This window comes from Streptomyces sp. NPDC055506, from assembly GCF_053643595.1.
The window spans coordinates 18,706-28,092 of record NZ_JBSHKH010000111.1 but is presented as its reverse complement, the minus strand read 5'-3'; the positions used below and the strand labels follow the sequence as shown (position 1 = coordinate 28,092).

Annotated in this window: 8 protein-coding genes; 2 read left to right on the top strand and 6 right to left on the bottom strand. The window is 69.7% G+C overall.

The window, feature by feature from the left end:
- Positions 1–58: 58 nt before the first annotated feature.
- Positions 59–415, bottom strand: a complete 357-nt coding sequence (locus tag ACWIF2_RS31250; RefSeq protein ID WP_003989692.1) for a HesB/IscA family protein — start codon at positions 413–415, stop codon at positions 59–61.
- Between the two features lie 283 nt (positions 416–698).
- Here ACWIF2_RS31250 and nadA point away from each other — a divergent pair, with 283 nt between their 5' ends.
- Complete coding sequence (gene nadA, locus ACWIF2_RS31245; RefSeq protein WP_454364228.1) at positions 699–1,883, top strand: quinolinate synthase NadA; 1,185 nt, start codon at positions 699–701, stop codon at positions 1,881–1,883.
- 79 nt (positions 1,884–1,962) lie between these two features.
- Here the strand turns inward: nadA and ACWIF2_RS31240 are convergent, their stop codons facing one another.
- From ACWIF2_RS31240 to ACWIF2_RS31220, 5 genes are all read right to left on the bottom strand, one after another.
- Positions 1,963–5,085 carry an efflux RND transporter permease subunit gene (locus ACWIF2_RS31240; RefSeq protein WP_454364227.1) on the bottom strand — a complete coding sequence of 1,041 codons (3,123 nt, stop codon included), beginning with the start codon at positions 5,083–5,085 and terminating at the stop codon, positions 1,963–1,965.
- 159 nt (positions 5,086–5,244) lie between these two features.
- On the bottom strand, positions 5,245–5,928 hold the full coding sequence (locus ACWIF2_RS31235; RefSeq protein WP_382499260.1) for a response regulator: 684 nt from the start codon (positions 5,926–5,928) through the stop codon (positions 5,245–5,247).
- The gene (locus ACWIF2_RS31230) at positions 5,925–7,145 is read right to left on the bottom strand and encodes a sensor histidine kinase (protein WP_454364225.1); all 1,221 of its coding nucleotides are present in this window, start codon (positions 7,143–7,145) and stop codon (positions 5,925–5,927) included. Before ACWIF2_RS31230 ends, ACWIF2_RS31235 begins: the two co-directional genes overlap by 4 nt.
- 229 nt (positions 7,146–7,374) lie before the next feature.
- Entirely contained in the window at positions 7,375–7,653 is a 279-nt protein-coding gene (gene pspAA, locus ACWIF2_RS31225; RefSeq protein WP_454364224.1) for a PspA-associated protein PspAA, read from the bottom strand.
- A 23-nt stretch (positions 7,654–7,676) separates the two neighbouring features.
- Positions 7,677–8,462, bottom strand: coding sequence for a PspA/IM30 family protein (locus ACWIF2_RS31220; protein ID WP_399019990.1), 786 nt, complete (start codon positions 8,460–8,462; stop codon positions 7,677–7,679).
- Between the two features lie 325 nt (positions 8,463–8,787).
- On the opposite strand from ACWIF2_RS31220, the gene ACWIF2_RS31215 reads away from it, so the two are divergent.
- Positions 8,788–9,387 carry a DUF3043 domain-containing protein gene (locus ACWIF2_RS31215; protein ID WP_454364223.1) on the top strand — a complete coding sequence of 200 codons (600 nt, stop codon included), beginning with the start codon at positions 8,788–8,790 and terminating at the stop codon, positions 9,385–9,387.

The following is a 9,387-nucleotide window of genomic DNA, read 5'->3' as shown; positions in this document are numbered from 1 at the left end:
GTCGGAGGGGGCCGCCGCCTTCCTCATGTCCGCTGCCGCCGGTGGCGGCCCGGCAGGCTCAGCTGAAGGAGTCGCCGCAGGCGCAGGAGCCGGTCGCGTTCGGGTTGTCGATCGTGAAGCCCTGCTTCTCGATCGTGTCCACGAAGTCGATCGTGGCACCGCCGAGGTACGGGGCGCTCATGCGGTCGGTGACGACCTTCACACCGCCGAAGTCCTTCTCGACGTCGCCGTCGAGGGAACGCTCGTCGAAGAAGAGCTGGTAGCGCAGGCCGGAGCAGCCGCCGGGCTGGACGGCGACGCGCAGCGCGAGGTCGTCGCGGCCTTCCTGGTCGAGCAGGGTCTTGACCTTGTCCGCGGCGGCGTCGGTCAGGATGATGCCGTCGCTGACGGTGGTGGTCTCGTCCGATACGGACATCTACATCTCTCCCGGGTTGTACGGAGACTGCTTGCCGACGGGTCCAACCGGCGGGGCCGCGGATTCATTCCGGGCCGGACGCTCGATTTACGGCTCGGTTTCATGCTCGCACACACGCCGGGAACCGGAAAACGGCTCTTTCCCGGTGTTCCCGGGAATGAACGACGGCTCGTCGGGATTCACGTCACACAGACGCTATGGCCATCGTCAAAGTGACGTGAAGCGGTTATGATAGATAGCGTCAAATCGACGAAAAGTCGCAGAAACAGAAAGGGTGCGTGTCGTGACCACCGCCCAGACCCAGGAGCTCGACGTACAGCCGACGCCCCTTGCCCTGCTGCTCCTCGGCCGTGAGGCCGACCCCAGGAGCGAGCGCGGCGTGGAGTGTCCCGGCGACCTGCCCTCGCCGTCCGACCCGGACCTGGTGGAGCGCGCCCGCAAGGCGAAGGAGAAGCTCGGGGACAAGGTCTTCGTGCTCGGCCACCACTACCAGCGCGACGAGGTCATCCAGTTCGCCGACGTGACGGGTGACTCGTTCAAGCTGGCCCGGGACGCGGCCGCCCGCCCGGAGGCCGAGTACATCGTGTTCTGCGGCGTGCACTTCATGGCGGAGTCGGCGGACATCCTGACGTCCGACGACCAGAAGGTGGTCCTGCCCGACCTGGCCGCCGGCTGCTCGATGGCCGACATGGCGACGGCCGAGCAGGTCGCCGAGTGCTGGGACGTGCTGACCGAGGCCGGTATAGCCGAGCAGGTCGTGCCCGTCTCGTACATGAACTCGTCCGCCGACATCAAGGCGTTCACGGGCAAGCACGGCGGCACGATCTGCACCTCCTCGAACGCGAAACGGGCCCTGGACTGGGCCTTCGAGCAGGGCGAGAAGGTCCTCTTCCTTCCCGACCAGCACCTCGGCCGCAACACCGCCGTGCGGGACATGGGCATGTCCCTGGAGGACTGCGTCCTCTACAACCCGCACAAGCCGAACGGCGGGCTGACGACCGAGGAACTGCGGGCCGCGAAGATGATCCTGTGGCGCGGTCACTGCTCGGTGCACGGCCGCTTCAGCCTCGACTCGGTGAACGACGTGCGCGAGCGCATCCCGGGCGTGAACGTCCTGGTCCACCCCGAGTGCAGGCACGAGGTCGTGGCCGCGGCGGACTACGTCGGTTCGACGGAGTACATCATCAAGGCCCTGGAGGCCGCCCCGGCCGGCTCCAAGTGGGCCATCGGCACGGAGCTGAACCTGGTCCGCCGCCTGGCGAACCGTTTCGCACCGGAGGGCAAGGAGATCGTCTTCCTCGACAAGACGGTCTGCTTCTGCTCCACGATGAACCGCATCGACCTCCCCCACCTGGTCTGGGCCCTGGAGTCCCTGGCCGAGGGCAACCTCGTCAACCGCATCGAGGTGGACAAGGAGACGGAGGCGTTCGCGAAGCTGGCGCTGGAGCGGATGCTGGCGCTGCCGTAGCGGGTCTTCCGCACGACGGAGGCCCCACCCGGTGTCCGGGTGGGGCCTCCTGTGTCGTACGAGGATCGTCGTACGCGGGTCAGACCTGCGCCGGCTCCGGCTCCTCGGCCGTCTCCGTGCGCTGGTTCGGAAGGCCGCCCTTCTTCGCCGCGCGCTTCTTCGCCCGGCGCTCCTTGCGGAGTTCGAACATCGCGTACAGCGTCGGGACCAGGAGGAGGGTGAGCAGGGTCGACGTGACCAGGCCGCCGATCACGACCACGGCCAGCGGCTGGGCGATGAAGCCGCCCTCGCCGGTGATGCCGAGGGCCATCGGGAGCAGGGCGAAGATCGTCGCCAGGGCGGTCATGAGGATCGGGCGCAGTCGGTGGCGGCCGCCCTCGATGACGGCCTCGACGACGCCGTAGCCCTGCTTGCGGTACTGGTTGATCAGGTCGATCAGCACGATCGCGTTCGTCACCACGATGCCGATCAGCATCAGCATGCCGATCATCGCGGGGACGCCCATCGGGGTGCCGGTCGCCACCAGGAGTCCGATGGCGCCGGTGGCCGCGAACGGGATGGAGACGAGCAGGATCAGCGGCTGGACCAGGGACTTGAAAGTGCCGACCAGCAGCATGAAGACGATCGCGATGGCCGCCAGCATCGCCAGGCCCAGGTTGAGGAACGCCTCGTCCTGGTCCTCGGAGACACCGCCGATCGACGCCGTGGCGCCGTCCGGGAGCTTCAGCGCGCTGATCTCGGACTGGAGCTTGGTGCTCACCGCGCCGGTGTTGTCACCGGTCGGCTTCGCGGAGATGGTGGCCGCGCGCTGGCCGTCGATCCGGGTCATGGAGACCGGACCGTCGATCTGCTTCACCGTCGCGATGTCGCCGAGCTTCACCGCGCCCAGGCGCAGGTCCTGAAGCTGCTTCAGGGTCTGTGCGGGCTTCGCCGAGCGGATGACGACGTCGCGCTCGCTGTCGTCCAGGGTCGCCTTGGCCGCGTTGGTGCCGCGGATGGCCTGTGCGACGGCGGCGCCCAGGGTCTGGTCGTTGAAGCCGGCCGCGGCCGCCTTGTCGTTGGCCTTCACCGAGATGCGCGGCACGCTCTGCGCCAGGTCGCTGGTGACGTCCGTGACGTCGTCGAGCTCGGCGACCGTCTTGCGGACCTGCTCGGACGCCGTACGCAGGACATCGGCGTCGGCGGCCTTCACCACGACGCTGAGGTCCTGGCTGCCGAAGCCGTCACCGGCGGCGAGGGTGGTCGTGCCGATGCCCTTGAGGCCGGCCAGGCCCTTCTCGATGTCGTCCTGGACGTCCTCGAACGGCACCGAGTCGTCCAGCATCACCTGGTACGAGGCCTGGTTGGAGTCCGTGCCACCGCCGAAGGCGGCCATGAAGCCGGACGAACCGATGGTGACCTGGTAGTCCTTGACGCCCTTGGTGTCGGCGAGCAGCTGCTCGACCTTCTTCGCCTCGGCGTCGGTCGCCGCCAGGCTGGTGCCGGGCTTCAGCTCCTGCTTGACGTTGAGGACTTCCTGCTCGCCCTGGTCGAAGAAGTTCGTCTTGAGCAGGGGCGCCATGCCGAACGTGCCGACGAGGACGACGATCGCGAGGGCCACGCTGGTGAGGCGGCGGCGGGTCGCGAAGCGCAGGACCGGGACGTAGATGCGCTGGAGGCGGCTCTTGGTCTCCTTCTCCTCGGCGATCCGGCGTGCCTCGTCCGCGTCCTCGGGGGTGCCCTTCGGGGGACGCAGGAACCAGTACGACAGGACCGGAACGACCGTCAGGGAGACGAGCAGGGACGCCAGCAGCGCCGCCGTCACCGTCAGGCTGAACGAGCCGAACAGCTCGCCCACCATGCCGCCGACCAGGCCGATCGGCAGGAACACCGCGACCGTGGTCAGCGTCGAGGACGTCACCGCGCCCGCGACCTCACGGACGGCCTGGAGGATCGCCGAGTGGCGCTCCTCGCCGTAGCCGAGGTGCCGCTTGATGTTCTCCAGGACCACGATCGAGTCGTCGACGACACGTCCGATGGCGATCGTCAGCGCGCCCAGCGTCAGGACGTTCAGCGACAGGTCGCGGGTCCACAGCACGATCAGGGCGAGGACGACCGACAGTGGGATGGACACCGCCGTGACGAGGGTGGAGCGGATCGAGGCCAGGAAGACCAGGATCACCAGGACCGCGAAGAGCAGACCGAGCGCGCCCTCGGTGGTCAGGCCCTTGATGGACTTCGAGACCGCCGGGCCCTGGTCGCTGACGACCGTGAGGTCGGCGCCGGAGCCGAGGTCCTTGCGGAGGTCGGGGAGCTTGTCCTGGACGGCCTCGGAGATCGCGACCGCGCTGCCGTCGCGGTCCATGGTGACGGCGACGGAGAGGCTGGGCTTGCCGTCCGTGCGGGTGATGGAGTCGGCCGGGGCCTCCTGCTGCTTCACCGTGGCGACATCGCCGAGGCGCACCGGCTTCCCCTTGCCGGGCTCGCCCGTGACCATCAGGTCCTGGATCTGCTTCAGCGAGGTGAAGCCGCCGCCGACCTGGACCGTGCGGTTGGCGCCGTCCTCGTCGAAGGAGCCGGCCGGGACGGTGGCGCCGCCCGCCTGGAGCGCCTGCATGAGGGACTGCGGGGTGAGGCCCGCCTTCGCGAGCTTCGCGTTGTCGGGGGTGACGGCGACCTGGAGGTCCCGCACACCGTCGACGGTGACCTGGCCGACGCCGTCGATGTCCTTGAGGTCCGGCACGACGGTCTTGTCGAGCTGGTCGGCCAGGGCCTGCTGGTCCCGGTCGGAGCTGACGGCGAGGACGACGGTCGGCATGTCGTCCGTGGAACCGGCGACGATCTGCGGGTCGACGTCGTCCGGGAGCTGGACGCGGGCCCGGTTGACGGCCTGCTGGACGTCGGCGACGAGCTGCTTGGTGTCGTTGCCGTAGTCGAAGGACGCCATGATCACGGCGTTGCCCTCGCTGGCGGTGGAGGTGACGCCGCTGATGCCGTCGACGGCTTCGAGGTTGTCCTCGATGGGTTCGACGACCTGCTTCTCGACCACGTCAGGTGACGCGCCCTGATACGGCGCCAGCACGGACACCATGGGCAGTTCGATGGTGGGCAGCAGTTGCTGCTTGAGCTGGGGTATCGCGATCGCCCCGAAGACGAGCGCGATGATCGACATCAGCCCTATCAGGGCCCGTTGCGCGAGGCTGAATTTCGACAGCCAGGACATGGGTGAGGGTCTCTCTTCTGTTAGCGGCAGAAGCGGCAGCGAGCGCGCAGATGAGCACCCGCCCTAACACCCTGAGCCATGGGAGACCCGGGTTTCGTAGGCCCCAGGTCCATTTCCTTATGCGGCGCATACTCCGGGCGCAGTACACCCGGGTCGAGCTCACTCCACCCTTGGACGGACCAGGCCGGACTCGTACGCGGTGACCACGAGCTGGGCCCGGTCCCGGGCACCCAGCTTGGCCATGGCCCGGTTGACGTGCGTCTTCACCGTCAGCGGGCTGACCTCCAGGCGCTCGGCGATCTCGTCGTTTGAGTGTCCTCCGGCGACCTGGACCAGCACTTCGCGCTCCCGGCCGGTGAGCGAGTCGAGCCGCTCGGCGCGGGCCGGGTCGCGCTCGCCGTCGTCGGCCGGGTCCTGGGCGAGGAAGCGGGCGATGAGGCCGGTGGTGGCCGCCGGGGAGAGCAGGGCCTGGCCGCCGGCTGCGGTCCGGATCGCGGTCAGCAGTTCCTCGGGCTCGGAGCCCTTGCCGAGGAAGCCGGAGGCGCCGGCGCGCAGTGACTGCACGACGTAGTCGTCGACCTCGAACGTCGTCAGGATGACCACGCGGACGTCGGCGAGTTCGGGGTCGGCGCTGATCATGCGGGTCGCGGCGAGACCGTCGGTGCCGGGCATCCGGATGTCCATGAGGACGACGTCGGCGTGCTGCTCCTTGGTCATCCGCACCGCCTCCGCGCCGTCGGACGCCTCGCCCACCACCTCCATGTCGGGCTCGGAGTCGACGAGTACACGGAAGGCGCTGCGCAGCAGCGCCTGGTCGTCGGCGAGCAGGACACGGATGGTCATGCGGGGTCCTCCCCGGTCGGTGTGCGGTTCTTGACCGGCAGGATCGCATGGACGCGGAAGCCACCGCCGTAGCGGGGACCGGTGGTGAGGGTGCCGCGCAGGGCGCTGACGCGCTCCCGCATGCCGAGCAGGCCGTGGCCGCCGCCGCTGCCCGGGTCCGCGTCCTCGCCGCTGCCGTCGTCGAGCACGGTGATCTCGATGTTCGGTCCGACCCGTACGACGCTGACCTCGGCCTTGGCGTGCGGCCCGGCGTGCTTCTGCACGTTCGTCAGGGCCTCCTGGATGATCCGGTAGGCGGCCAGGTCGACGGCCGCGGGCAGGGCGGTGCCCTGGTCGGTGCGGGCGACCTCGATGCGCTGTCCGGCGTTGCGGAAGGTGCCGGCGAGTTCGTCGAGGCGGTCCAGGCCGGGGGCGGGTTCGGTGGGGGCCTCCGGGTCGCCGGACTGTCTGAGCAGCCCGACGGTGGCCCGCAGCTCGTTGAGGGCGGAGCGGCTGGCCTCCCGGACGTGGGAGAGGGCCTCCTTGGCCTGGTCGGGGCGTTTGTCCATGACATGGGCGGCGACGCCGGCCTGGACGTTGACCAGGGCGATGTGGTGGGCGACGACGTCGTGCAGGTCCCGGGCGATGCGCAGGCGTTCCTCGGCGACCCGGCGGCGGGCCTCCTCCTCGCGGGTGCGTTCGGCGCGTTCGGCGCGTTCGCGGATGGCCTGGATGAAGGCGCGGCGGCTGCGGACGGCGTCGCCCGCGGTGGCGCCGATACCGGCCCAGGCCACGATGCCGAGGTTCTCCTGGGCGTACCAGGGCAGGGAGCCGGCGGCCATGGCGGTGCCGGTCAGCACGGTCGTGGTGAGCAGGCCGACCCGCCAGGTGGTGGGGCGGTCGGTGGTGGAGGCGACGGTGTACAGGGCGATGACGGCCGACATGGCGACGGGGGTGCGGGGGTCGCCGGTGACGGACTCCACGACGGAGACCGTGCCGGTGAGGACCAGGACCGTCATGGGGGCGCGGCGGCGGAAGACCAGCGCGGCGGCGCCGAGGACCATGAGGACGAGGCTGAGGGGGACGGGGGTGCGCAGGGCCCAGCTGACGGTGTCGCGGTGCCGGGGCTCCACGAAGGAGCCGGCGACCATGCAGGCCAGGACGCCTGCGGCCAGGACCGCGTCCACGGCGAGGGGGTGTGCCTTGGCCTGGACTTTGGCCCGCGCGAGTGTGCTCACGGCTGCTTACGGTAGCCGGGCGGGGTGTGCGGGGGTATGGGGGTCGGGTGTGAGGTGCTCGGCGTCGGGGCTCGGGCCGGGTGGGTCCGCAACTCGGCGGGGCGAGGTGCCTCCCCCACTCTCGGCTTCGCTCGAGCGGGGGGACCCCCACCGCCCACCCGTGCCGCCCTGGGGGCACCTCCCAGGCCCTTAAGGCACTGGGGGAGGCACGCATGCCCGCAGCTAAGCCTCAGCCGGGGATCAGGCCGTCGTCGCTCAGGAAGTCCCTGACCTCTTCGAGGGTCGCGTCCGGGGACGGGAGGATCAGTTCCGAGGGTTCCAGGGAGTCGTCCGGGAGGGGGTCGCCGAGGTCGCGGACCCTGGTCAGCAGGGCCTGGAGGGTGCGGCGGAAGGCGGGGCCGTCGCCGTTCTCCATTTCGGACAGGAGCTCGTCGTCCAGCTTGTTCAGTTCGGTGAGGTGGCCGTCGGCCAGCCTCACCTGGCCCTCCCCCATGATCCGTACGATCATGTCGCCCTCCTAGGCGTGGGCCCCTACTGCTTGTCGAAGCGCGGGGTGTCCTGCGGCTGCTGCCGGTCCTGCTGCTGCGACTGGCTCGTGCCACCACCTTCGATGGCCTGCTGCCCGGCGGCCGGGCCTCCGGCCAGCTCCTGCTTCATCCGCTGCAGTTCCAGCTCTACATCCGTACCACCGGAGAGCCGGTCCAGCTCGGCCTGGATGTCGTCCTTGTGCATGCCGGAGGGGTCGTCCAGCGCCCCGGAGGCGAGCAGCTCGTCGATCGCGCCGGCGCGGGCCTGGAGCTGGGCCGTCTTGTCCTCGGCACGCTGGATCGCCAGGCCGACGTCGCCCATCTCCTCCGAGATGCCGGAGAAGGCCTCGCCGATCCGGGTCTGCGCCTGGGCCGCCGTGTACGTCGCCTTGATCGTCTCCTTCTTCGTACGGAAGGCGTCGACCTTGGCCTGGAGCCGCTGGGCCGCCAGGGTGAGCTTCTCCTCCTCGCCCTGGAGCGTCGCGTGCTGGGTCTCCAGATCGGTCACCTGCTGCTGGAGGGCGGCCCGGCGGGAGAGCGCCTCACGGGCCAGGTCCTCACGGCCCAGCGCGAGCGCCTTGCGGCCCTGGTCCTCCAGCGTGGAGGACTGCTTGTTCAGCTGGGCGAGCTGCAGCTCCAGGCGCTTGCGGCTGGTCGCCACGTCGGCGACGCCACGGCGCACCTTCTGGAGGAGCTCCAGCTGCTTCTGGTACGAGTAATCGAGGGTCTCGCGCGGGTCCTCGGCCCGGTCAAGGGCCTTGTTCGCCTTCGCGCGGAAGATCATCCCCATACGCTTCATGACACCGCTCATGGGCTTCGCGCGCCCCCTTCTGACCGAACCGGCTCCAGCTCCTGCGACAGAACCCACAGTACGGGCCCTGCATCCATTACCGCACTGTTCGGGGACGGATGCGCTCATCCCCAAGGACGACTGTGGACGGTCCTGCTCCGGCGTAGGGAGTAGGTGGTCCCCGGGGTTACCGGAGGCGTACATCCCGGGAAACCGTCGGAGCCGTACACATCGTCCGCTCTGTCCCCATACAGACGACTGGTGTTGCCGGATCGTTCCCCACGGGACTGGGGTCCATGCCCGGAAGCCCTTACCCTTGGGTTTTGTGTTCCGTAGCCGTGCGAAGGATGAGAAGGCCCAGGACGCCGTGAAGGCGCCGGAGACCGACTCCAGTCAGCCCCGTCACCCCGAGGCCCCCAAGGGCCGCCCCACGCCCAAGCGCAGCGCGGCCCAGTCGCAGCGTCGCAGCGTGGCCAACACGTCGTCGACGCGCAAGGAGGCCGCCAAGCGCCAGCGCGCGGAGCGCCGTACCGCGATGGAGCGCCAGCGTCAGGCGCTGGCCAGCGGCGACGAGCGGTATCTGCCCGCCCGTGACAAGGGGCCGGTCCGCCGGTTCGCGCGCGACTTCGTCGACTCGCGGTTCAACATCGCGGAGTTCTTCCTGCCGATGGCCGTGGTCATCCTCGTGCTGAGCATGGTGCGCGTGGCCTCGCTGCAGAACGTCGCGCTGCTGCTGTGGCTCGTGGTGATCGTGATGATCGTGCTCGACTCGTTCGTCTCCGCATTCCGTCTGAAGAAGCAGCTGGCCGAGCGGTTCGCCGGAGAGAACAAGCGTGGCGCGGTCGCCTACGCCCTGATGCGCTCCCTCCAGATGCGTCGGCTCCGGCTGCCGAAGCCGCAGGTCAAGCGCGGAGAGCGGCCCTGA